The sequence below is a fragment of the Polynucleobacter sp. UB-Siik-W21 genome, from assembly GCF_018687415.1.
GTDB lineage: Bacteria > Pseudomonadota > Gammaproteobacteria > Burkholderiales > Burkholderiaceae > Polynucleobacter.
Window position 1 is genome coordinate 1,358,966 of the sequence record NZ_CP061289.1, and the last position, 22,910, is coordinate 1,381,875.

A 22,910-nucleotide genomic window follows, 5' to 3' on the forward strand; every position below is an offset into this window, starting at 1 on the left:
ATTCATTTCCTAATGTTTTGCCAATCCATAATCAGATCTTCAAAGAGCTGGGTGGCGTCAGTAATGTTGTCGACATAGCAAAACTCATCGGTCTGGTGCGCCATCTCAGGCTGACCAGGGCCTAGAATTACTGTCGGGGGGTTACCGATGAACGGCTTTAAGGCTGAAGCATCAGTAAAGTACGAAACTGTTTTTTCAACAGGTCGCACGCCATTGATCTTTTCGCAGCGATCAAACACGCTTGCCATCCAAGGATCACTCGCAGGGGTATAGACCCCTTCGATATCAATCATAGTATCGAGACGCACAATCGGCCCCAATGCTTTGCAAAGACAACCGTAGATATGCGCATGACTTTGCCCTGCCACTGTCCGGATATCTAAAGTCATTTCAGCGGCATCAGGTACAGAGTTAATATTTAAACCCGCTTTCGCAGTGCCTACGTTTAAGGTGCCCTGACCCATCAAGGGATGCGCTGGTGTATCAAAGGTAAATTTCTCTAAAGTTAATGCTGCTTTGGCTAACTTATAAAAAGCATTCTCACCACGCTCTGGCATCGATCCGTGCGCGGTAATGCCTTCGGTTGAGGCCTTGAGCCAATATGCCCCTTTATGACCTATGAGTGGCTCGTTGGCAGTAGGCTCAGCTACTACAAAAGAGCCTGCTGGTCCTAAAAACTCGAGGATCTCTTGACTGGCTGCTAAATGAAAGGCGCCTTCACAACCTGTCTCTTCGCCTGCGGTAATAATCAAACTCACACCGCTACCTGCTTTAGCAGCCTGGGCAGTCTTCATCGCTGCCACCACAAATGCGGCAACACCGCTTTTCATATCACTAGAGCCGCGACCAAATAATTTGCCATCTTCAATCAAGCCGGCAAATGGCTCATGCTTCCATGAACGCGCTCCTAAGGGAACAACATCCACATGGCCAGTAAAGCAGATGCTGGGATTGTCATTGCTGCAAGATCCAATTTTGGCAACCAGACTCATGCGCCGTGGAGCAAACTCAATTTTGCGACATTCAAAACCGGCAGACTCTAAGATCGATGCGAGGTAATTACAGACTTGGTCTTCATTACCTGGGGGATTGACTGTATTAAAACGAATTAACTCTTGGGTTAATGCAATCGGATCAGGAATAGTCATTATCTGTTTTACTCAAACTGAAGTGGTTAAGGGTGTTTAGCCAAAATAAGCCGCTTGGACTTCTGCATTTTCAGCCAGCTCAGTAGCGCTTCCTTGAGCAACCACCTGCCCTTTAGCAATCACATAACCCCGATGGGCAATCGCTAGGGTTTGGCGCACGTTTTGCTCAACGAGTAATACGGTAGTGCCCATTTGATTAATCTCTTTGATGATCTTGAAATTCTCTTTCACAAACAAAGGTGAGAGTCCTAAAGAGGGTTCATCAAAAATGAGCAGTTCGGGAGAACTCATTAAACTGCGGCCAATCGCTATCATCGCCTGCTCGCCGCCAGACATAGTTCCCGCTAATTGATTAGCGCGTTCTGCCAGGCGTGGAAATAAAGTCTTCACCCGCTCGCGGCGCTCTTGTATGACTTTTTGATCGCTCACGAGATAAGCGCCTGCCGAGAGGTTTTCATCAACCGTCATCCGAGGAAATACCCGGCGACCCTCAGGTACGCAAGCGATACCTTGTTCAATAATGCGATGGGTGGGCAGATGAGTGATATCAGCGTCGTTAAAAATAATCTTGCCACGATTGGCTGGCGTTAAACCCAAAATTGAACGAATCAGGGTGGATTTACCAGCGCCATTAGCACCCAAGATACACGTGATCTGTCCGCGCTCGACCTTGATCGATACGTCCTCTAAGACGTCAATGCGATCGTAGGCTGTATAGATGTGATCGATGTCTAATAAGGCCATGATTATTCCTGCCCCAGATAGGCAACCTGAACTTCACGGTTGCTAACAATTTCTTCATAAGTGCCTTCGGCAATTTTCTTGCCGTAGTTGAGCACAATGCAGCGCTCAGTCATGCGCTGAATCAAGCTCATTTCGTGCTCAATCAAAATAATCGTAAATGGTTTAATTTTGCTGCGGACCTGCAAAATATCATTCATGACCTCTGCAGTCTCATCATGGGTCATACCCGCTGATGGCTCATCTAATAACAAGAGATCAGGCTCACTGATTAAGGCTCGGCAAATTTCAATACGGCGCCGATCAATCATTGGCAGACTAGCTACAGGCTCAAATATTTTGGCTGCTAGTTTGGGGTTAAACGTTAATAGCAAAGCGCTGACTTGCTCGACAACGTGGTCATACTCTTTTTCAAATCGATCGCGGGCAAACAAGTTAAAGATCAGTCCGGTATTTAGCCTGCGATTATCACCAATCGCGATGTTGTCAAATACCGTCAAAGGCAATGACAAACGGGAGCGCTGAAACGTTCTGGTAATCGCGTGCAGATAGACTTCTTGCGCAGTCGCATCGGTGATATTCTCGCCCCGAAAACTCACGTTCCCAGAGCTCGCGCGATATAGGCCCGTGATGACGTTAAAAAAAGTGGTCTTGCCTGAACCGTTTGGGCCTAATAGACCTAGGACTTCACCTTCATTGACATGCATGGTTAGATCATCTAGCGCAGTAACCCCACCAAATCGCATAGTCAGGTTGTTGGCTTCTAAAATTTTGGAAGCATTCATCGTAGCGCTCATTCTGACTCCCCCACCTTCTTGCCTGGGAAGTAGTTCCGAATTCTTCTAGGAAGCAGGCCATCTGGGCGAAAGAGCAAAATCAAAATCACCACAATGGCATATAACAAGAAACGGTATTCCTGAATAAATTGCAGCTTCTCTGGAAGGATAACCACAATGGCTGCCGCTGGAATAATGCCCCAAGGATTTCCAATGCCGCCCAAAATCACAATCGAGACCAGAATGAGCGAGTCTGCAAAAGTAAAGTTATTGGGCGCGACATAAGCTGTCATCATTCCGTATAGGGCGCCTGCAAGGCCGGCCAGCAAATTGCCAAGAGTAAAGGCGACGATTTTCCAATGGGCAATATTGACCCCAAAGGTTGAGGCCGCAATCTCATCGGTGCGCACCATATCCATACTCAAGCCTATCCAGGAGCGCTCTAAATTTCTGGTGATACGAAAAGCGGCAATGAGCAAAATCAAAGCGATGAGCAAGTACGGAATATAGAAGGAGAGTTCAATTCCTCCAATCTGAATACCTTCAGAAAGATTCCAACCAAAGATTGTCAATGGCGGAATTTTTAAGCCTTGCGGTCCGCCTAAGGTATCGTTCACCTCTAAAAAATTACGGAACAAGATTCCAAAAGCAATTGTCACTAAAGCGGCGTAATGACCTCGTGTTCTGAGCACAGGGTAAATCAAGATTGAACCAATTAAGGCAGAGACTGCCGCCGCAATAAACAAGACTAGTAAATGAGGCAGTGCTGTATGTGTGGCTAAGACTGCAGCGGTATAGCTGCCAATGCCAAAAAAGGCAGCACCCGCAAAATTAACAATCCCCACATAGCCAAACTGGATGTTTAAGCCCAAACACACAATGGAATAAATCAAGACCGTTGCCAACATCAACAGCGCAAAGTGGGAGTTATAAAACACCACCATCGCAATCAAGACACCAGCCACAGAGGCAACTGCCGGAAAATGAGGATGTTGACTCACTGCATTAGCAAGGCGATCCATCAAGCCCATCTTCTTGCCCACTACGCTTGCGATAAAAGCGACGGCCACCAAAATACCTACTTCTAACTGGTTTTCAGCACCTAACAATAAGAGGCTATAAATGAGGAAAACAATAAAACTAGAGATTAATAACTTCATACTTACACCCGCTCACTTGATTTTTCAGAAATCAAGCCGGTTGGCTTTAATCCCATGATGATGATGATCACCGTAAATGCAAATACATCTTTATAGGCGCTAGGTACGCTAGGCAAAATCGCGGGCAACATAACCGCCCCAACCGTTTGAAGGGCAGCAAATAAGAAGCCGCCCACAATAGCTCCATAAAAATTACCTAAACCGCCAACAACTGCAGCGGAAAAGCCAATCACCCCGAGCAGCAAACCCATACCGAAGTTCACTTCGTTGTAATACAGGCCGTTCATCAGGCCCGCTAAAGCAGCTAGCGCTGAACCAAGCATAAAAGTAATTAGCACAATCTGGTGAAAATTAATTCCCATAATGCGTGCTGTCTCACTATCTTGTGCAACCGCTCGGATCGCTAAACCAATTTTGCTTTTGGTAATGAGTCTTTGAACCGCGATGATGGTAATGATCCCTGTTATTAAGAGAATCAAACTATCAGAGCGCAAAGTGAACTCCCCTAAAGCGATACCATCGGTTGGCAGCAATCGAGGGAAAGGTTTTGGATTAGAGCCATTGGGATAGAACAGGCGAACCATTTCACGCAATGCCAGACCTAACATTAGGGTCACGAGCAAAGTATTAATCGGGGGCGCCTTTTGCAAAGGCAAGATGAGATAGCGGGCAATAACAGCGCCCAAAAATGCTGCTACTGAGAGGCTGACTAAAACTAGTATCAGCAGTTGTAACCAGGGAGACTCAAAAGTTCCCGCGATACCAATATAGGTGGTGAGGCCAGCAAAGGCCCCCACCATCAAAATATCGCCATGCGAAAACTTAATGACATCGAGTACCCCAAAGTAGAGGGTAAAACCCACCGCCACAATTGCATAAATCACACCTAACATCAAACCATTGAGTAGGTACTGCAAAAAAATATCAAATGACATGCAAGCTTACCCTCTTTGACTTCTGTAAAAAATCAAAAGAGCTTATTGACCTAATTTACGTTGCCCCTTAGCGTACTGACTATCTTCCCACACGACCCACTTACCATCCTGGGCAACATATTTAGAGATCAGAGGAACGATGTTTTGACGGTGATCATCAAAGCTAACCTTACCGATCACAGTCTCAACGTTTTGAGTGTTATTTAATACTGCCATCACTTTTTTACGATCAGGACCTGCTTTTTCAATTGCAGCCATGATGAGGTTTGCAGCAGTGTAGGCAAATGGACCATAAGCCTCAGGTGCATCTGGATATTTTTGTTGGTTGTACTTAGCAATGAATTCAAGACCGCCTGGTAATTTTTCCCAAGGAGCGCCTTCGATAAAAGAGAGAGAACCTTCAGAGAGCTTGCCCAAGCCTTCAATATAGGCGTCAGATTTAATACCAGAGGTACCTTCAAAGACCGCCTTAATTCCTAAGCGATCCATTTGTGTACGAATACGAATACCAATGGGTGTCAGGCCACCAAAGTAAACCACTTCTGGTTTTAACTCTTTGATCTTGGTGAGCTCTGCAGTGAAGTCCTGCTGATCAGCTGTCACTCCGAATGTACCCAGGATTTGTCCACCATTTTTATTGAGGTACTGACTGAAGTACTTGTTATGTCCTTTGCCGTAATCAGTAGTGTCATGAATAATCACCCACTTTTTATAACCGAGGCCAGTTAAAAACTTTGCTGCAACTTCGTTTTGGTTAATCATCGTGCCGTTCACGCGATGAATTTCTTTGTAGTCATTGCCATAGGTGATTTCTGGAAGCACCGCGCCCCACACCATGACTGGCAAACCAAACTTGTGATAAACGTCTACGGTGCTCATCGCTACTGCTGAGCAATAGTGAGTCACGCCCGCGATAATCGAGTTATCCGAAGCAATCTTGGTAGCCACTTGTACGCCTACGTTCGGCTTACATTCATCATCAGCTGACACCAATTCATATTTGTATTTCGCATTGGGGTCTTGGTTTTTGAGTCGAACCGCTAAGTCAGCAGAGTTTCGTCCACCAATACCATTGGCTGAAACGCCCCCAGTTAAAGGCCCAATATAGGCAATCTTGACAGTATCTTTTGCAGACACATCGGCAGAAAGGCCAATGACAAATGCTGCCAGCAATGTAGAAATGCGTGATTTCATGCTTAATCTCCTTAGTTTTGGTAGTACTTTTTTCCAGTGTAGCAAAGCTTTGCAAATGGCATGCATTGCTGGGCATCTTCGATTCTATAAAGGTGATTGCTTGGATTTTCAGGAAATTGACTGTATTAGTGCATGAAATGCTTAGATAGGTGCATGCACCCTAATAAGCATTCTATTGAATAGGACGCCTCAATGAAGGCTCCTTTGCCTTACTAGAATATATCTGGCTCAGGAACCGGCTTCCCAAAGCCAGTTTCCAGAAAGTCAAAATCACACCCGTCTTCTGCTTGCAAGATGTGTTGGCTAAACATCCAACCATAACCACGTTCATATTGAGGTACTGGTGGTGTCCATTTGGCTTTTCTGTGAGCCAGCTCCTCATCACTAATCTCTAAATGAATTTTGCGATTAGGCACATCGACAGTGATAAGGTCACCCGTTTTAATGAGGGCTAATGGACCGCCGATATAAGACTCTGGTGAGGCATGCAATATGCAGGCGCCATAACTAGTACCACTCATGCGTGCATCCGATAAACGCAACATGTCGCGCACGCCTTGTTTTACTAACTTCACCGGGATCGGTAACATGCCCCACTCTGGCATACCTGGTCCACCTTTAGGCCCGGCATTTCTGAGAACGAGGATGTGGTTTTCAGTGACGTCAAGATTTTCATCTTCAACAGCTTTTTTCATTTCGGGATAACTATCAAATACTAAGGCTGGGCCAGTATGTTTTAAGAACTTCTCAGCACAGGCGCTGGGTTTAATCACTGCGCCACCCGGAGCGATATTGCCTTTGAGTACAGCGAGCGCGCCCTCTTGATAGATTGCATTACCCAGCGGTCTAATAACGTCTTCGTTATGCACCTCTGCGTTTTGAATATTCTCACCAATCGTCTTACCGGTGACCGTCATCGCACTGAGGTTGAGATGAGAGCCCATTTGTTTGAGTAATGCAGGCATGCCACCAGCGTAATAAAAATCCTCCATCAGATATTGATCGCCACTAGGACGGATATTGGCTATCACTGGAACTTTTCTGCTGGCCAAATCAAAATCTTCTAAGCTCACGGTGCATTCTGTACCGGCACGCCGCGACATCGCAATTAAATGAATGATGGCGTTTGTACTGCAACCCATCGCCATCGCTGCATTAATAGCATTGAGAAAGCTTGTCTTGTTTAAGATTTTTGCAGGAGTGAGGTCTTCCCATACCATCTCGACAATTCTTCTGCCACAAGCTGCAGCCATGCGTGGGTGACTGGCATCAGCTGCCGGAATACTGGATGCACCAGGTAATGTGAGACCTAATGCTTCAGCAATACCCATCATCGTTGCAGCAGTGCCCATCGTCATACAAGTTCCATGACTGCGAGCAATGCCACCTTCAACTTCGAGCCACTGCGCTTCAGAGATATTACCAGCGCGGCGTTCATCCCAATACTTCCAGGCATCAGAACCCGAACCTAACACTTTGCCTTTCCAATTACCGCGCAGCATCGGACCAGCAGGCAAGTAAACAAATGGTAGTCCAGCAGATAATGCGCCCATCACTAAACCGGGAGTAGTTTTGTCACAGCCACCCATCAGTACTGCACCATCGATCGGATGAGAGCGAATCAGCTCTTCGGTTTCCATCGCGAGCATATTGCGATAGAGCATGGTGGTCGGTTTGACGTATGTCTCTGAAAGCGAAATTGCTGGCAGTTCAATTGGAAGCCCACCGGCTTGCAAAATACCACGCTTGACATCTTCCACGCGTTGCTTGAAATGCGTGTGGCAAGGATTGATGTCTGACCAAGTATTCACAATGGCAATCACGGGCTTGCCAGACCAATCCTCAGGACCGTAGCCCATTTGCATGGCGCGCGAGCGGTGTCCAAATGAACGCAAATCATCGGGCTCGAACCAACGGGCACTGCGCAGGGATTCTTTGGTCTTTTTGGACATTGTTTTAGGCACTCGTTTGAATAGCCCTATATTAATGCCTGATATGAAGGAAAGGGTATACCTGCACTTGTTTTCTGGCAGCCAATTAATTACCCTAGCTTTCAACACTAATATAGATATTTATTCACAAGGATCTATCAATGACTGGGCATTCCTTCTTTACTATGTTCACCAAGCTAAATAAGGCATTTCTGATTGGCGCCCTCTTATGCGCCAGTCATCTTCCAGTATTCGCTCAGTCCGAATATCCAAGCAAGCCCGTCAAAATTATCGTGCCCTTTCCGCCTGGTGGGACTACTGATCTGATGGCGCGAATTTCTGCAGAACAATTAACCAAGATATTGAAGCAAGCCTTTGTAATTGAGAACATCGGTGGTGGTGGTGGCGTCATTGGCGCTGAGAGAGCTGCTGGTGCACCAGCTGATGGCTATACCTTAGTCATGACTGGCGTGGGTCAAAACGCGGTTGCCCATGGCTTGGATCCCAACCTCAAATATGACTCTATAAAAGACTTTGCCCATATTTCTTTAATTGATTTAGGCCCTAATGTGTTGGTCGTCAACCCAGATCGTCCATTTAAGACACTCAAAGATATTGTTGATTTTGCACGCAAGAATCCTGGCAAGCTGGACTACGGGTATACCTATGCATCTTCAGGTCACATGGCAATGGAGCTACTGCGTCAAGCAACCAACACCTGCGCTGATGTAAAGAATAAAACGAACTGCAATCCGCTACCGATTGTTGGTATTCCGTATCGTGGTGGTGGCCCACTCATGAACGCCATCCTCGCCAATGAAATCCCGATGATCTTTATTAATCAAGATGCGGCTTTGCCTTATGTTGCCTCAGGTAAATTACGCCCGATTGCGGTGAGCAGTTTGCAACGCAATGCGCTCTATCCTACTGTGCCTACCGTGGCAGAAAGTGGTTACCCAGGATTTCAGGCGCTCTCATGGGCTGGGATTAGTGCTCCCAAAGGAACGCCCAAACCTGTCTTAGATAAGTTAGAGGCCGCCATGATCCAGGCTTTGCAAACCCCTGAAGTCAAACAGCGTATAGAGTCCGTGGGCTTTGTGATTCCACCCTTGGGTGTGAATGCTTATAACAATTTCTTAAAGTCTGAAATTGAGCTTTGGACTACATTGATTAAGAAGTCAGGGATTAAGCCAGAGTAAGCCGAGGTAAGCCTGAGCCACACCATTACTCGCGCTAGTCCACCGTGATTTTTGCTTTCTCAACCACCTTGGCCCAACGACTCTGCTCAGTCTTGATGAAGGCACCAAACTGAGCGGGTGTATCTCCCAATAAAACCGCTCCATCTTCAAGCATCTTCTTAGAGTCTTCTTTTGACTTCAGTGATTTGGCGATCTCTTTTTGCAATTTATCAATCACTGGTTGTGGTGTACCGGCGGGCACGATAATTCCATACCACTGCGAAGTCTCAAATCCTTTGTAACCAGACTCTGCAATAGTGGGTACATTTGGCAATACCTTTGAACGCTCGGATGATCCAATCGCTAATGGTCTTAAGGTATTACCTTTAATCTGCCCCATTAATGAAGGTAAGCCGTTGAAGGTTACCTGAATTTGACCGCCAATGAGGTCCGTAAGCATTGGTCCAGAGCCTTTATAAGGTACATGCACTAGATCAATTCCGGCTTCAGAAGAAAAGTATTCCATCGCCAAGTGACCAGCGCTTCCATTACCTGCAGATCCATAATTAATCTTACCCGGATTCTTTTTGGCGTCTGCCACGAGATCAGCCAAAGTCTTGTAATTACTTTTCTCGCTCACCGCAATCACGTTCGGAACTTTTGCTACCAAGCTTACTGGCGCGAAATCTTTATTGGGATCGTAAGGAAGTTTTTTACCAAAGAGTGCGGGATTCACGGCCAAGGTTCCAACGTGACCCAATATCAAAGTGTAGCCATCGGGGTTAGCGCGCTTGACCTCTTCCATAGCGATATTGCCAGCGCCACCAGGCTTGTTATCAACATACACAGATTGGCCCAAGCTATTACTGAGACTACTAGCCACAGAGCGCGCAATGATCTCTGAGGTGCCACCTGTAGCAAATGGCACCACTAAACGAATCGACTTTTCGGGATAGTCCGCACATACGAGTGAAGAGCAGAGTAAAGCCAATGCAGTTAAAAAAAATTTCAAGGTTCATCCTTTTGATTTGCTGATACCCAAAGCTAGTGGCTAGGCACCTACTAAACTTGAATTTACACTACTTAACTCAGTTAACGATTAGTACGTCGTTGTCTAGCGACCTCTTGTAGTCTCAAGCAATCAGGGTTAGGTGTTCCATCCTCGTTGAGGATATTAAATTCTCGGCAAGGACTGGGACGCTGTTCATAAATAGAGCAACGCCAGCCTTCTGCTTGGGTATGCCGTAGCGCGACACAAGGCGCTCCACCTTTTTCAGTGCCCTTCATACAGGCTAAGTGGTCTGTAAGCTTTGTTGTCAACTCTCCTGGAACGACTCCAGTGTCATTACCTGCGATTTCTCCATGGTAAAAACTCACCCGAAAATGCTGACAGCATTGGCCACATTCAAAGCAAGGATTGACATCCTGAGACAGTCGGTTCTCAAGAGTCATAGTCGCCTACCAACTACTTTCACTTTGATCGCTGTCGTTTTTTGGCAATGATTTAGAGTTTTATACAAAATATTCTACTTTTTGATAGACATGTCATCACAGTTTACTCAGACTTCGCACAAGCATTAGATCTGCGGAGCGAAATACTGATTTGTTTACCGCTTGTTTTTAGATTGCTCCTCAGTCTTTGGGTCAAAAACCTAACAACGCTAGGAGGTAATGATGCGGATTCACCACTATCACTCTGAAGATGACGACTACTTTAATGAGTATGCCGACACCATTAAATATGACGCTTTAAAAGACCGGCTGCATTGGCAACATAAGACGCGTAAAGACATCCTATTAGATTATCGTTTTTACGATGATGATTGTGACTTTGATTACTAATGCAGTCATTATGCAAAGTCTAAAAAGAATTAGGGAATAAGGAGTCCGTGATTTCCTTATTCCCTCAAAAAACCTGCTGCAACTATTATTTTTTCAACTAATCCCTTAGCGGGAACTGCGATTTAATGCCTGTTTTGTGGCACTTTCATGACGCTTAGTGTTTTTCAATACAGCGCAATAAGACAGAATCATGACAGCTGCCAGTGAGATACCATTGAAGTTATTTAATAAGTCCATTTGCTTGCTCCTAGAGTGGTTTTACCTTGTAAATGTGCTGCTATCTATTAAGATTAGTGGTTCAAAAGCTCATGAAATGAGCTAGTAATAAATACTTAGTTTTACTGTTGTTTTTCATCTCTTTTTCTTAACGAGCTACTGGTAATTCATCCCACTGGGTGGTGTAGTTTGGTGACTTGTTTCCTGAGCGCATTTGCCATACTTGCTTGCTGCCGTTTGTACCGGCAGCTGCAGATCTGACTACCGCATTACCAAAACGAGTATTGATCTGGTCCATAGCTTTCATGAGGTGTGCAGACTTACCTTTACTTTCTATATCTTCAAAGAGGGATTGCTGAATCGTTGGCTTATCGCTAATCAGATTAAGAATGACGCCCGCCTTCTTGTAACGAAAGTTCGGCTGATAAATTTGCTGAAGGCCTGCTAGTGCTGCATTGGTTAACGTCAGCGTGTTATCTGTTGCATCTGATAGTGGAATCGTGACACTTTGATGATGCTGTGGCTCATGTTGCTTAAACGGATTTGTCTGAATAAATACCGTAAGCGCCCCCGTCACGCTGTCTTGGCTTCTTAACTTCTCTGCTGCCCGCGCTGCATGGGTGGCGACGGATTGGGCCAGCTCTGCCTGACTCGTGACCAACTTACCAAAACTACGGGAGGCAATGATTTGCTGTTTGGCTGGCGCCACTTCTTCTAGCTTGAGACAAGAGACACCTCGCAGTTCATAACAAAGGCGCTCCGTCACCACACCAAACTGCTGACGCATTGCCTGTGGTGAAGCTTGCAAGAGATCGAACACGCTATGAATGTGTTGTGCTTTGAGTTTCTTGGCAATTTGCCTGCCGATACCCCACACCTCACCTACCTCAGTCTCACTCATCCACTGATAGAGCTCTTCTTTATTCATAGCATTGACATCACACACACCGGAAAACTGTTTGTGTTTTTTAGCTAAGTGATTGGCCAGCTTAGCCAAGGTCTTACTCGCGCCAATCCCAACACACACTGGCAAGCCAGTGGTGTCTTTGACCTGCTGTTTAATCTTTTGACCTAACTCAATCGTGTCTTGATATGGTTTTAAGACAGTCTCAATTTGCAAGAAACTCTCATCGATACTGTAAACCTCAAGATGAGGTGTAAAGCTGCGCAATACTTGCACTACGCGGTTACTCATATCACCATATAAAGTGTAATTTGATGAGTAAGCTTGAATGCCATGCTTTTTTGCCAGATCTTGCATCTGAAACCAAGGTGTTCCCATCTTTACACCTAAGGCCTTGACTTCGGCACTACGCGCTACCGCGCAACCATCATTGTTTGAGAGCACCACCATCGGCACTTCTTCTAACTTAGGCTGAAACACCCGTTCGCAAGAAACATAGAAGTTATTCACATCGACTAAGGCGAATAAGGAGTTTGATGGTGAATAGGTACTCATTGCTTACTCCCTTTGCTATATCTTGTGCTGGCATTGCTGTACTTACGCACAACGCCAACGACAACACCCCAGATTTGCAACTCACTACCTTCACTAAAGGTGATAGGTTGATAGTTGGGGTTTTCAGGTTGAAGTTCAATGCGGCCACGTAATTGATAGAGGCGCTTGATGGTGTATTCACCATCTACCACTGCTACCACAATGTCTTTGTGTTTTGGTTTGAGGGCTTTATCCACAACTACCTTATCGCCATCGCAAATCCCCGCACCCAGCATCGAATCCCCCTTCACAGTGAACATGAAGGTGGCTGGTTTGTTTTGTACTAGGTAATGATTGAGATCTAAGCCATCCTCAGCGTAATCTGCCGCTGGACTGGGGAACCCAGCAGAAATCCGATGACTCAGGAGCTTGAACTCATAGGCGGCAAAATGACCGGCTAAGGCTTGTGGAGCCTGGCTAAGAGTTACTTTTGGGGAGCTCATTTGTTGCGTCATAGTCATTAATATACTGTATGTTTATACAGTATATGTAAAAACCGTAAAAATGAGGTCGTTTTTGTTGTTTTGGGGCTATGGGCGCCATTTCACCCCTCTTTTTATGGGCATACCCGAGTTCGCCCTAAGGAAACTTAGGGGCAAGCGATTGCATAATGGCTCTAGAAGTTACTGCTGAAGTAGCTTATATAAAAAACAGTAGGAGACACATGAAGACGTACAAAATTGCATCCATTCCAGGCGATGGAATTGGCAAAGAAGTTATTCCTGAATGCGAAAAGGTTTTAAACGCTTTAAGCAAAAAACATCCTGAAGTCACTTTTGAGTTTGAGCACTTCGATTGGGGTGGTGACTACTACCGTAAGCACGGCATCATGATGCCCGAGGATGGTCTTGATCCTTTGCGCTCCAAAGATGCCATCTTGTTTGGCTCAGCTGGCGACCCAAAGATTCCGGATCACATTACGCTGTGGGGATTGCGTTTAAAGATTTGCCAAGGCTTTGATCAATATGCGAACGTGCGCCCTACTCGCATTCTGCCTGGTATTGAAACTCCGCTACGCAATTGCAAACCGGATCAACTCGATTGGGTGATCGTGCGTGAGAACTCCGAAGGCGAATATTCTGGCTTAGGTGGCAGAGCACACCAAGGCCATCCGATTGAAGTGGCTTCCGATATGAGCATCCTCACCCGTGTTGGGGTTGAACGTGTGCAACGTTACGCCTTTAAGTTAGCGCAGTCACGCCCTCGCAAGCATCTCACGGTGATTACCAAATCGAATGCGCAGCGCCACGGTATGGTGATGTGGGATGAGATCGCTAATATCGTTGCTAAAGATTTTCCAGATGTCACTTGGGATAAAGAATTAGTCGACGCTGCTACCGCACGCATGGTCAATCGCCCTGAGTCTTTAGACACCATTGTGGCGACTAATTTGCATGCTGACGTACTCAGTGACTTAGCTGCTGCACTTGCAGGCAGCCTAGGCATTGCACCCACCGGTAATATTGATCCAGAGCGTCGCTACCCTTCAATGTTTGAACCGATTCATGGTTCTGCTTTTGACATCATGGGTAAAGGTCTCGCTAATCCCATTGGCACCTTCTGGTCTGCCGTGATGATGCTCGACTTCTTGGGTGAAAAAACTTTAGGTGCCAAGTTAATGGCCGCCATTGAAAAGGTGACCGCCAATCCAAAGTTACATACCCGCGATTTAGGTGGCACTGCCATGATGAGTGATGTGACGAATGCTGTTATCGAGGAGATCTCTAAATGAAGTTAATTAAATTCATAAGTGCTTGTTTTATTTCGTTTGGATTGCTGTCGGGAGCAGGCGCCCAACCTTTCCCAGACAAAACGATTCAGTACATCATCCCCTTCCCACCTGCTGGGGAGTCTGACTTAGTAGCACGCTACCAAGCTGAAATCTCTGCCAAGAAATTTAAACAACCGATGGTGGTGATTAACCGTGCTGGTGCTGGTGGCGCTCTAGTATGGAGTGCTCTGAATACTTATCCTGCTGACGGCACTACGGTAGTGGGTGTCAATATTCCCCATACGATCTTGCAACCTCTGCAAGAAGGCATTCAGTACAAGACTGAAGACATTAATGCCATCTACTACTATCACTTCACGCCCGATGCCTTAATGGTTTCTGCAGATAGTCCCTACAAAACTTATCAAGAATTTATTGCGGCAGCTAAAAAAGAGCCTGGCAAGATGTCTTTAGCAGGCTCAGCCCAGTTCTCAGCGAACCACATGGCAGTGGAGCGTTTGAACAAACTGGCGGGCGTCAAAATCAATTACGTTCCTTTTAAAGGTACCGGTGATTTGATTACCGCTTTAATTGGGATGCACGTCGATGGCGCGATGGGTTACCTGCCATTAGCGATTCAGCAAAAAGGCAAAGTACGTACTCTTGCGATCGCCACTGAAAAACGCAACCCTGCGCTACCAGATGTGCCTACCTTTAAAGAACTGGGTCTGAACTGGGTTGACGGTGCTTATCGCGGCGTTGCTTTGCCAAAAGCTACGCCACTCGTCTTACAGCAAAAGATGTCTGACTACTTTGCGCAGCTCAATGCCGATCCTGAGACCAAAAAGAAACTGGAAGAGTCTGGATTTGTATTGGTAGATGTACCGTTAGCCAAGATGCCTGCTTTCATAAAAGAGAAAACAGCTCAAGCTATGGAAGATGCTAAGAACGCAGGCATGATTAAGTAAGGCTTGTTAGATATTAATGACTGTTGCTTCAAATAAAAAACCACCGAATCTCGGTGGTTTTTTATTAGGCGCTTACTATTGCCATGCTCCCATGCAATCAGACATCACTCATAAAGTCGCCACCACCGTCATCCCAAGAACTAGAACCTCCATCATCCCAAGAGCTGGCGTCATTCACACCAAAGTTAGGATCTAAAGATGCGGGGCCACCAACTTGAGTGAGGTTCGGATTTGGGTTTGCACTGGAATGGCCGCCATCGTGACCGCCCATGAGATTGTTTGCTAAGGCTTGACCAGCAACCATGCCAGCACCTAAAGCAGCGCCAGTAGCCAAGCTACCCATCAAGCCACTTCCCATGCCACCTGCAGCTGGAGCTCCAGGGTAGCCAGGACCACCTGGATAACCAGCAGGAGGACCGCCTGGAGTACCAGGGTAACCAGCGCTAGGTGCGTTGTAGACCTGCACAGCCTCAGCCTTACGACGTCTCATCACAATAATGATGCCTACTACCAAGATCGCAATCAAACCCCAAAAGATTGGATTGCTAAAAATTGAGCCTTGAGCAGCGGCAGAGCCTGCTGCACCACTAGCGAGTTGCACTTGGAGTTTTTGTACAGACTCCGGTTGAGCAAATGGCAATCCTGGCGCAAGATTTTCTGCTTTGACAAAGTGATTGCGTGCGGCATCGAGCTTACCTTCTTTGAGATAAAGCTCAGCAGCTACATAGTGCGCTTTGGCACTATTAGGATGGTTCTGCAAAACCTCTTTCATCATGGCATCAGCTTTAGCCAACTGCCCAGATTGCACGGCTTGATATATCTCTGGCAAAGATGCCTCAGCGAATACGGGATTGCTAGCAAGCAATACCGCAGCGGCAAATAAACCAGCAAGTACATTGATTAGATTACGCATTTTCATGATGACTCCTTATAGGATGTTTCTTGCGAATTTCATTATCCCTAGTTTCGGGATTTTTGCTATTCCCCTCCTATATGGGGGCTTTTGGGTGCAATTCAAGGGGCTTCACGGGCTATTTAGCCTAGCGAATTTCGTGGATCCTGCCCTCTGATGAAACTAAATAAGCCTTATTAGGCTTGTCCTTGCGGATACGACTTAACTCAGCCCGGTAGTTTTGAAGTTGCTCGCGATATTTTTCATGCTTCTCAGTTCCCACTGCTGGAATGGTGAGCTTGTAATCGATGATGGCGATGTAGTCATCTAACTCGACCAAGCGATCCATGCGATAGCTCTTACCTTCTTTACTTGCAATATCTAACTCATTCCACGCGGCAATCCATTGACCTGAGGTCAAATACTTGCTGAGCTCTGGCGCTTCTAATACTGTCTGGGCGCGCTCGATCACTTTCTGGGCATGGGCTTGATCTATACCAAGCCAATTCATCACCTCTTGCTCGCTTGGCATCTGTGTTGCTTGTGCTTTAGTCGAGTCGGCAGTAACAAACTCCAACAGTTTATGAAAATGTGTACCTTCCTCTAAGATCTCTGGATCAGGCTCTGATATTTGCTCACCTTCACCAGCAAATACTTCTACTGTGATGCCATCCTGAATATCACGTAGTAATTGAGTATGACTTTCTTGGGCCGGATTCCACTCCAAGACAAAATCTTCAACGGCACTTTCTGGAGCGCTCTTTGGTTTAACTGCTACATCTTTAGGCTTATCAACCTGATCCTGGTTAACTTGATAAATCGTTAACTCAGCACTATTGGCCTTGCCATACCAAGATGCTTTATCTAAACCATCGGGATTGTTCTTAGTGGGTTTCTGGGCATCACCACTAATCCATAAACCTTGGCGAGCACGGGTCATCGCCACATAAAGTAAGTTCCAGTTTTCATTTTCGCCAATACGCTTTTCTTCTTCGTTGATCTCAGCGCGAGGGCTAGTTAATGTTTTGGAAGTAAAGAGGGATAAATGGGAAGGACTCTCTTCTTCTGGCGCCCAATCAATCAATACCCCGCTGTAGTCTACATTGGTATCGGTGTTATTGGCATCTAACATGATCACAAAAGGAGATTCCAATCCTTTTGCTCCATGGATCGTCATCAAGCGCACACGCTTATGGCGATCTTCTTCTGACATCTCACTTTCTTCATCAATGTCGACTAAATTGTCATCACTTGCCGCATCAACATCACCCTCATCAGGTGTTTCATCATCATCGCCACGACGCTTGGCATTAATTTCTTGAATAAAACGACTCAGGCTTGGGTATTGGCCACCATCTTGATTCAGCGCCACTTCCAAAAAGGCATCTAAGTTTGCCAATACCTGTGGACGATCAAGATCCTGACAGACGGCGGCGTATTTGAGGCGCACATCACCCTCTTGGTAAATACGATCTAATAAGTCATGCACTGGTAGACGCTCACCGAGTAAATGCCAGTGCTGGAGATAACGCGCTGCAAACTGTAATTTTGCATCCTGACTATCTTGCAGAGCATCCCACCAGGAACGATATTGACCTGATGTCATGGCAACGGCCAACTGCTGCATTTGCTTTTCAGTAAAGCCAAAGATAGGACAGCGCAATACTTGGGCTAATGGCAAATCATGACGCGGGGTCACTAGCACAGTTAATAAAGCAATCAGGTCATCGATCTCAAGTGTATTTAACAAACCACCTAAGCGCGAGCTCTCATACGCAAGGTCTGCTTCACGCAGCGCCCGCTCATATTGAGGTAAAAACTTACGGCGCTTGACCAATAAGAGGAAATCACTTGCTCTTGCCTCTCTCCAAAACTCTTTACCCCCCTCTTTGTCTACCACTTTACGGGTGGCGATAATTTCTTTAATGAGACGAGCAACCAATGCACCTTCTTGTTGACGCTGAACCACTGCAACCGTCTCGCTAGAGTCTGCAATCGCTTTATCAAAAGCACTGCCCTCTCGTACTGCTTCAACTTTTTCTGCATATGGTATTAAAGGAAGTAAATAAATCTCACCCTCTTTGGCATAAGTCTCTGTGGGCTGATGGTCTATTGGGCTAGACCACAGAGTTTCTTGTTTGGTATATGGATATTCTGGGGGAATCTGCTCACTCTGGAAGATCATATTGACCGCTGTATTAATTTGATCTGCATTACGACGTGTTTTATCTTGCTCTATGTAAGCTGCGCCTAAGTTCTGATGCAAAAACGCTCTTGCACTCACAAATAATCTTGGGTCCGCACGACGAAAACGATAAATCGATTGCTTAGGATCACCCACAATAAACACTTTAGGCTTCTCATCACCTTCGCTATAGCCTGCTAACCATGCTCGCAAAATTTGCCATTGCAATGGGTTGGTATCCTGAAACTCATCCACCAGGATTTGTTTATATTTAGCGTCTAAGCGCGACTGTAGATAAGCAGCGTTAGCGGAATCATCCATTAGCATGCTCACGCCAATCTCTAAGTCATCGAAGTCACGCACGCGCATATTTTCTTTTGCGGCATTAGCGTGCGCCATCATCGATTGATTGAGCGCAAACCAGGCCTCGTTCATGGCAAAGACATCCTGCTCTGCCTGCCAGAGGAGATATTCCTCAAAAGTGTGACCCCAAGACTGCTTAAAGCTGATGTGTTCACTAACTCGGTCGGACATCCCTTCATTATTTAAAAAGGTTTGTAATGCGCTCAAAGCGCTATCGTTGCCAGCTCGGTACTTCACTGGCTCTTTTGTTAAGAAGACACTTTGCAAGGTAGCAGCAATATCCAGCACATTGCCGCTACGCTGCTTACATGCAATGGCTGGCAATAGATTGGGTAATAGCTTTTGATCATTTGTACTGCTATTCCTCAGGCAATGCGCTAAAAACTCCAGATCAGCTAATGCGCTTGGCGCATCCCACTGCGCAATTAATGGGTTAGGTAAATTGAGTTTGGGTAGCGTTTGCTTTAAACGCTCTATTGAACTATTACCGGTTTGTTTGCAATCCTTCGCAAAAAAAGTCCATGCTCCCCTTTGTTTAAAGAGACTGCTTCTTCCCATTAAAAGCTTTTGTGTCTCGTGTGAGCCAAGATGGTTCAGCAAGACGTCATAATGCGCCTTGAGTTCTGGTGTGAGATCACCCCACCAATCATCAAGACACTCTTCTTGCAGGCGCTTGGCGTCTTCACGCAACTTAAATCCTGGCTGAATCCCCAAGGAAACCGGCGCTGCACCGAGTAATCTACCAAACCAACCATGAAAGGTATCAATCACAATTGGCTGTGGGTTTGCTAGCACTTGCTCATAAAGTGCTTTAGCCTTCGCTAAAGATTGCTCCGCTTGCTCTAGCTCCATACCTCTAGCGATGAGCTCCTTTGTTAAAGAGGTGTCATCACTTTTTGAGAACTGCTCTAGCAATCCATATAAGCGATCACGCATCTCTTGTGCCGCTTTGCGTGTAAATGTTAATGCAAGAATCTCTTGAGGTTTCACACCATCAAGCAAGAGTCGCACCATTCTTGCTACGAGTAACCATGTCTTACCACTGCCGGCGCAGGCAGAAACAATGACTGAACGCTGGGGGTCACAGGCGAGCTTTTCTGAATAAGCTTGCTTCTCAGGAAGTATGTTCATCTGCCCATTGAGCTGCGTATTTAGCGGATCACTCACCAGATCCCCTTTCTGCAAATGCCCCGCGCTTCACAGTATTGACACACCCCTTCAGGCGCAAATGCTTGCATGGGCTTTTTAGCCCACAGTTGCTCTATATCTTCTGTGATTTGCTCAGAAAACTGCTGCATCATGGCTGGCATATCGACTACCTCTTGACCTCGTAATGCTTTGTGGTCACCCTTGGAAAGATCAGCTTTTAGCGCCACCCACTCTGCCTGCTGAACTACATGACCCGTGAGCTTATGATTTTCTTGCTCTTCGTTAGCAGCACGGGCATAGATCAATAATTGCGGGTCATCTAAAAGATGCTCCGCGCGTACTTTGACTCTCTCAAAGCGTTGATTTTTGTAATCAATCACTGAGGCCAGCGCGTTATCACCGACCTGTACGTCATAGCGATCTGCAAAGCCCTCAATGCGAATCGTTTTAGGAGCGCCTTCGGCATCTTTAAATGGTAGATCAAAGCCAACTTTGACTTCGCCGTCAAAATATTGCCAGCCCGCTTGCTCGCGTTGCAATTGCCACTCAATAAAACTTGGGATTTGTTTTTGCCAATCTCGCAATGTACCCATCACTCTGGCATCGCCTTCAATCAAAGCAGCAAACTCTTGTTCCGAATGAATGGTAAGACTCTTTTCCATCCAGACGCGTCTTTGATCTTGATCTGTCTTGATGGCCGGATTGGTGTGTTCTTGAGTTTTCAGTGCTTGATAAAAACGCTTGAGTAATTTGTGCAAGGTCTGCCCTGCTAAGGAAGCATCAAAGCCCTCATCAAAACCTTTGTTCTTTCTTAAGCCCAATAAGCTACGCACGTAATAGCGATATGGACAATCGCGAAGAGCCTTATAGGCACTCGGACTGATCGATAAGGGCATGGGCAATGCTTCTTCAAAATGCGCAACTGCCATATCCATCGGACTAGATTGAAAGGCTCGCTTTTTGAGCTGTGTGGGAATAGCCTGCCATCCAAGCTGATTTTGCAAGCGCTGTAGCCATGCTGCTGGTCTCAGCGGCTCTCCGTTATTACTCTTACTTTGCCAAAGCAAATCAACCTTGGGGCATGACACTAACAGTTGAGAAAGATCTCGCGCCTGCTGCACAAACTGCATTGCAACGGTAGAAGTCTTTAAGAGTTGATTGAGCGCATCTGAGAAAAATAAGGGCGGCTCTGAGTATGCTGGCAGCTGCTGTTCATCACAACCTGCCACTACGACTGCTTCAAAGTCACGCAGACGCGTTGAGCTCAGTGGCAAGATGCTGAGAGTTGCCTGAGCTTCCTTGCCAACTTCTTGATAACTTGCACCTTCAACCACGGTTTTGAGCAAACTCAGCCACTCGCTTAAACGAATGGATGCTGCTTGATACTGCGTCTTACTTAAATCAAATGTCTTGAGTACTTCTAATAGTTGCTTACCAGCAGAGTCTTGATGAAGGCTTTGCGCCATACCTGTATCTTGAAGATTGGTTTGCAACAGCCTATAAGCCTGATTGCAATCAACCTTGAGCGTCAGCCATTCATGATGTCGCTCTCTGACAAACTGCAATAACTCCAATAAAGCAGCGCTTGGCAAGTTGCTTAAAGTTTTGGCCGCATTATCTTGCGCGCCTTCAATAGCTAGGTGGAAAGTTTTCCAACCAGACTCGGCCTTGCTTGCTACCAAGATATCTTCTAATTCTGCAATGAGTCCAGTGCAGGTATCTGGATCTCGGTTGAGAACTTTTCCAAGATCAAAAAAGGGATTCTGTAAAAACTCGAGTAATGCTTTTGCACTTGGTCCATCCTTAGGCGCTTTGATGAGCTCCAACCAACTATTTAAGGCTGCCGCTGCACGCGTTGTCGATAACTTCCAACCAGTCTCATCACGAATATTCAGTGCGGGACCCAATCTTGCCAGCAGTGCTCGCGCCCTTCTCGCTACTAAACGATCTTGCGCAACGAGTGCTAACTTGGTCTTACCATCGATGAGATGTTGCTCAATGGTTTTAGCGGCGGCCCAAGCCAGTTCTTCAAAGCATTTCGCTGAGATCAGACGCCACGCTTTGCTTTGTGTGCGTTTGGCATTGCTTAATGCCTGAGCCTTTGCCTGCAGGTCATCTTCAATGTCAATCGCTTCTGACCACAAGCCCACATCGCGCCAATTCATCTTAACCTCTACAACGGGCGCATATTGGGCATACTCACTCAGTAAGTTGCCAATAATCTCTTGGTCAATTAGCGTGGGATCGGCAGTCTCTACCCAAATGAGAGGTCTTGCTTGATTTACTTCTTGAGCGGCTGCGATAGCTTCAAGGTGTGCCGCCATTGCAAACTGATTCCGAAATACTGGATCACTCATGCTCGTGGTATAGCGCCAGAAAGTGAGCAAGACTTTAGTTTCTTGATCAACCACTTTTCGCGCCATCCCGGAATAGACTTTGGCGACGGTCATATCCAATAATGCTTGCGCTTGATCACCCCAGACTTCACCAATATTGCTCTGCTTAGCTTGATCCTCTTGCATCAATGCATGGATTTGCTTTTGTAATTGTGGGCACACTGCTTTGGACAAGGTGTCGCACGCTTCCACAATCGCTTGCGCTAACCCCCATGCGCCAGTTTCACTCTCTGCTTTAAACCACGCTTGCAATTCTGGATGTTTACGCAAAGTGGTGTAGACACCCAACCATCGCTCTAAATCCGTTTGTTTTTTTGGAAATTTCCATGCGCCTGGCGCTGCTTCCAACCAATCGGCAAAACTAATCACTTGCGGCAAGAATGCAATCTTGGGATTGAGATTTTGCGGTCGATATTTTTCAAGTGCTGCCCTCACTCCGATGAGGGGACCTGCAGTGCTGAGTACCACTAAGGGGCGCTGCTGGGTTTGCGCCGCACCATCCCAAATACCCCTTGCTAACTGTTCCAGCGCAGTAGCATCAGGTGTGATGGCCCATGGCTGCACTTGCTTTTGATCGGAAATTGTCGGGAATGGGTGAAGCATGAATGGAGTAATTTATCTATTTTG

19 protein-coding genes are annotated in these 22,910 nt (G+C 46.2%); 4 read left to right on the top strand and 15 right to left on the bottom strand.

Going from position 1 to position 22,910, the window contains the following annotated elements:
* Positions 1 to 2 precede the first annotated feature (2 nt).
* The 7 genes from C2756_RS07055 to araD all read right to left on the bottom strand — a co-directional run bounded on the left by C2756_RS07055 (position 3) and on the right by araD (position 7,906).
* Entirely contained in the window at positions 3 to 1,148 is a 1,146-nt protein-coding gene (locus C2756_RS07055) for a M20 family metallopeptidase (RefSeq protein ID WP_215318264.1), read from the bottom strand.
* 36 nt (positions 1,149 to 1,184) lie between these two features.
* Positions 1,185 to 1,892, bottom strand: coding sequence for an ABC transporter ATP-binding protein (locus tag C2756_RS07060; RefSeq protein WP_215295008.1), 708 nt, complete (start codon positions 1,890 to 1,892; stop codon positions 1,185 to 1,187).
* A 2-nt stretch (positions 1,893 to 1,894) separates the two neighbouring features.
* Entirely contained in the window at positions 1,895 to 2,686 is a 792-nt protein-coding gene (locus tag C2756_RS07065) for an ABC transporter ATP-binding protein (RefSeq protein WP_251372010.1), read from the bottom strand.
* Positions 2,683 to 3,825 carry a branched-chain amino acid ABC transporter permease gene (locus tag C2756_RS07070; RefSeq protein ID WP_215318265.1) on the bottom strand — a complete coding sequence of 381 codons (1,143 nt, stop codon included), beginning with the start codon at positions 3,823 to 3,825 and terminating at the stop codon, positions 2,683 to 2,685. The genes C2756_RS07065 and C2756_RS07070 overlap by 4 nt, the downstream gene beginning before the upstream one ends.
* Positions 3,826 to 3,827: 2 nt before the next feature.
* Entirely contained in the window at positions 3,828 to 4,760 is a 933-nt protein-coding gene (locus C2756_RS07075) for a branched-chain amino acid ABC transporter permease (RefSeq protein WP_215318266.1), read from the bottom strand.
* A 42-nt stretch (positions 4,761 to 4,802) separates the two neighbouring features.
* Positions 4,803 to 5,954, bottom strand: coding sequence for a branched-chain amino acid ABC transporter substrate-binding protein (locus C2756_RS07080; RefSeq protein ID WP_215318267.1), 1,152 nt, complete (start codon positions 5,952 to 5,954; stop codon positions 4,803 to 4,805).
* Positions 5,955 to 6,166: 212 nt separating this feature from the next.
* Positions 6,167 to 7,906, bottom strand: a complete 1,740-nt coding sequence (gene araD, locus C2756_RS07085; RefSeq protein ID WP_215318268.1) for an L-arabinonate dehydratase — start codon at positions 7,904 to 7,906, stop codon at positions 6,167 to 6,169.
* A 140-nt stretch (positions 7,907 to 8,046) separates the two neighbouring features.
* Between araD and C2756_RS07090 the strand changes: the two genes are divergently transcribed.
* Complete coding sequence (locus C2756_RS07090) at positions 8,047 to 9,084, top strand: tripartite tricarboxylate transporter substrate binding protein (RefSeq protein WP_251369946.1); 1,038 nt, start codon at positions 8,047 to 8,049, stop codon at positions 9,082 to 9,084.
* A gap of 34 nt (positions 9,085 to 9,118) precedes the next feature.
* Here C2756_RS07090 and C2756_RS07095 read toward each other — a convergent pair whose 3' ends face one another.
* Positions 9,119 to 10,075, bottom strand: coding sequence for a tripartite tricarboxylate transporter substrate binding protein (locus tag C2756_RS07095; RefSeq protein WP_215318269.1), 957 nt, complete (start codon positions 10,073 to 10,075; stop codon positions 9,119 to 9,121).
* 80 nt (positions 10,076 to 10,155) lie between these two features.
* Positions 10,156 to 10,515, bottom strand: a complete 360-nt coding sequence (locus C2756_RS07100) for a YkgJ family cysteine cluster protein (protein ID WP_215318270.1) — start codon at positions 10,513 to 10,515, stop codon at positions 10,156 to 10,158.
* 222 nt (positions 10,516 to 10,737) lie between these two features.
* Here C2756_RS07100 and C2756_RS07105 point away from each other — a divergent pair, with 222 nt between their 5' ends.
* Complete coding sequence (locus tag C2756_RS07105) at positions 10,738 to 10,905, top strand: hypothetical protein (RefSeq protein WP_215318271.1); 168 nt, start codon at positions 10,738 to 10,740, stop codon at positions 10,903 to 10,905.
* A 105-nt stretch (positions 10,906 to 11,010) separates the two neighbouring features.
* Here the strand turns inward: C2756_RS07105 and C2756_RS11160 are convergent, their stop codons facing one another.
* From C2756_RS11160 to C2756_RS07115, 3 genes are all read right to left on the bottom strand, one after another.
* On the bottom strand, positions 11,011 to 11,142 hold the full coding sequence (locus C2756_RS11160; protein WP_256437772.1) for a hypothetical protein: 132 nt from the start codon (positions 11,140 to 11,142) through the stop codon (positions 11,011 to 11,013).
* Positions 11,143 to 11,269: 127 nt separating this feature from the next.
* Positions 11,270 to 12,580, bottom strand: coding sequence for a Y-family DNA polymerase (locus tag C2756_RS07110; RefSeq protein ID WP_215318272.1), 1,311 nt, complete (start codon positions 12,578 to 12,580; stop codon positions 11,270 to 11,272).
* Complete coding sequence (locus tag C2756_RS07115) at positions 12,577 to 13,080, bottom strand: LexA family transcriptional regulator (RefSeq protein ID WP_251372011.1); 504 nt, start codon at positions 13,078 to 13,080, stop codon at positions 12,577 to 12,579. Before C2756_RS07115 ends, C2756_RS07110 begins: the two co-directional genes overlap by 4 nt.
* 203 nt (positions 13,081 to 13,283) lie before the next feature.
* Here C2756_RS07115 and C2756_RS07120 point away from each other — a divergent pair, with 203 nt between their 5' ends.
* Both C2756_RS07120 and C2756_RS07125 read left to right on the top strand, forming a co-directional pair.
* Complete coding sequence (locus C2756_RS07120; protein WP_215318273.1) at positions 13,284 to 14,351, top strand: tartrate dehydrogenase; 1,068 nt, start codon at positions 13,284 to 13,286, stop codon at positions 14,349 to 14,351.
* Positions 14,348 to 15,298, top strand: a complete 951-nt coding sequence (locus C2756_RS07125; RefSeq protein ID WP_215318274.1) for a tripartite tricarboxylate transporter substrate binding protein — start codon at positions 14,348 to 14,350, stop codon at positions 15,296 to 15,298. Before C2756_RS07120 ends, C2756_RS07125 begins: the two co-directional genes overlap by 4 nt.
* 97 nt (positions 15,299 to 15,395) lie before the next feature.
* On the opposite strand, the gene C2756_RS07130 is transcribed toward C2756_RS07125, so the two are convergent.
* The 3 genes from C2756_RS07130 to C2756_RS07140 all read right to left on the bottom strand — a co-directional run bounded on the left by C2756_RS07130 (position 15,396) and on the right by C2756_RS07140 (position 22,886).
* Complete coding sequence (locus C2756_RS07130; protein ID WP_215318275.1) at positions 15,396 to 16,217, bottom strand: M48 family metallopeptidase; 822 nt, start codon at positions 16,215 to 16,217, stop codon at positions 15,396 to 15,398.
* A 121-nt stretch (positions 16,218 to 16,338) separates the two neighbouring features.
* On the bottom strand, positions 16,339 to 19,905 hold the full coding sequence (locus C2756_RS07135; RefSeq protein WP_251372012.1) for an exodeoxyribonuclease V subunit beta: 3,567 nt from the start codon (positions 19,903 to 19,905) through the stop codon (positions 16,339 to 16,341).
* On the bottom strand, positions 19,902 to 22,886 hold the full coding sequence (locus tag C2756_RS07140) for a PD-(D/E)XK nuclease family protein (RefSeq protein ID WP_215318276.1): 2,985 nt from the start codon (positions 22,884 to 22,886) through the stop codon (positions 19,902 to 19,904). Before C2756_RS07140 ends, C2756_RS07135 begins: the two co-directional genes overlap by 4 nt.
* Positions 22,887 to 22,910 lie beyond the last annotated feature (24 nt).

What these genes read in the sequence shown, in the direction of transcription:
- C2756_RS07100 (WP_215318270.1), bottom strand. Translation starts at nt 10,515, where the DNA reads ATGACTCTTGAGAACCGACTGTCTCAGGATGTCAATCCTTGCTTTGAA.
- C2756_RS07090 (WP_251369946.1), top strand. Translation starts at nt 8,047, where the DNA reads ATGACTGGGCATTCCTTCTTTACTATGTTCACCAAGCTAAATAAGGCA.
- C2756_RS07070 (WP_215318265.1), bottom strand. Translation starts at nt 3,825, where the DNA reads ATGAAGTTATTAATCTCTAGTTTTATTGTTTTCCTCATTTATAGCCTC.
- C2756_RS07080 (WP_215318267.1), bottom strand. Translation starts at nt 5,954, where the DNA reads ATGAAATCACGCATTTCTACATTGCTGGCAGCATTTGTCATTGGCCTT.
- C2756_RS07140 (WP_215318276.1), bottom strand. Translation starts at nt 22,886, where the DNA reads ATGCTTCACCCATTCCCGACAATTTCCGATCAAAAGCAAGTGCAGCCA.
- C2756_RS07125 (WP_215318274.1), top strand. Translation starts at nt 14,348, where the DNA reads ATGAAGTTAATTAAATTCATAAGTGCTTGTTTTATTTCGTTTGGATTG.
- C2756_RS11160 (WP_256437772.1), bottom strand. Translation starts at nt 11,142, where the DNA reads ATGGACTTATTAAATAACTTCAATGGTATCTCACTGGCAGCTGTCATG.
- C2756_RS07130 (WP_215318275.1), bottom strand. Translation starts at nt 16,217, where the DNA reads ATGAAAATGCGTAATCTAATCAATGTACTTGCTGGTTTATTTGCCGCT.
- C2756_RS07110 (WP_215318272.1), bottom strand. Translation starts at nt 12,580, where the DNA reads ATGAGTACCTATTCACCATCAAACTCCTTATTCGCCTTAGTCGATGTG.
- C2756_RS07115 (WP_251372011.1), bottom strand. Translation starts at nt 13,080, where the DNA reads ATGACTATGACGCAACAAATGAGCTCCCCAAAAGTAACTCTTAGCCAG.
- C2756_RS07120 (WP_215318273.1), top strand. Translation starts at nt 13,284, where the DNA reads ATGAAGACGTACAAAATTGCATCCATTCCAGGCGATGGAATTGGCAAA.
- araD (WP_215318268.1), bottom strand. Translation starts at nt 7,906, where the DNA reads ATGTCCAAAAAGACCAAAGAATCCCTGCGCAGTGCCCGTTGGTTCGAG.
- C2756_RS07105 (WP_215318271.1), top strand. Translation starts at nt 10,738, where the DNA reads ATGCGGATTCACCACTATCACTCTGAAGATGACGACTACTTTAATGAG.
- C2756_RS07060 (WP_215295008.1), bottom strand. Translation starts at nt 1,892, where the DNA reads ATGGCCTTATTAGACATCGATCACATCTATACAGCCTACGATCGCATT.
- C2756_RS07065 (WP_251372010.1), bottom strand. Translation starts at nt 2,686, where the DNA reads ATGAGCGCTACGATGAATGCTTCCAAAATTTTAGAAGCCAACAACCTG.
- C2756_RS07075 (WP_215318266.1), bottom strand. Translation starts at nt 4,760, where the DNA reads ATGTCATTTGATATTTTTTTGCAGTACCTACTCAATGGTTTGATGTTA.
- C2756_RS07055 (WP_215318264.1), bottom strand. Translation starts at nt 1,148, where the DNA reads ATGACTATTCCTGATCCGATTGCATTAACCCAAGAGTTAATTCGTTTT.